This is a genomic window from Sulfoacidibacillus ferrooxidans (genome assembly GCF_022606465.1).
GTDB classification, from domain to species: Bacteria; Bacillota; Bacilli; order Alicyclobacillales; family SLC66; genus Sulfoacidibacillus; species Sulfoacidibacillus ferrooxidans.
Genome location: NZ_JALBUF010000085.1, coordinates 1 through 468, shown reverse-complemented (window position 1 = coordinate 468; position 468 = coordinate 1). Strand labels below are relative to the sequence as shown.

Annotated in this window: 1 protein-coding gene; it reads left to right on the top strand. The window is 67.5% G+C overall.

From position 1 onward, the window contains the following. Nucleotides 1-468 (top strand): beta-ketoacyl-[acyl-carrier-protein] synthase family protein (locus MM817_RS16485; RefSeq protein ID WP_473828223.1); only part of this gene is annotated, 468 nt, incomplete at both ends.

Here is a 468-nt window from a genome sequence, read left to right as displayed (position 1 = left end):
CTCCCGACTACCTAGCGCCGGCTACCGCGATCATCCTCCAGGACCGCCTGGGGCTGCCGCATTCCACCGTGGCCTTCGACGTCAACCTGGGTTGCTCGGCCTATCCGTTCGCCCTCAACCTGCTGGGTTCGCTGATTGCCGCCGGCGGGGTGAAGAAGGGTCTTGTGCTGGTCGGCGACCGCGGCGCCAGTGTCAACGATCCGATCTTCTCCGACGCGGGCACCGCGACGGCGCTGGAGTTCTGCGAAGGCGCGCCGCCGATGCATTTCGACCTGAACAGCGACGGCAGCGGCTACAAGGCCATCATCCTGCCGGTGGGCGGCCATCGCGAACCGGTCGGCGTGCAGCACCTGATGCCGTTCCGCGAGGACGAGAACGACCATTGGCACCGTGCCATCGACCTGCAGCTCGACGGCACCGCCGTGCTCAGCTTCTCCACCCAGCGCGTACCGCCGGCGGTGGAAAAGC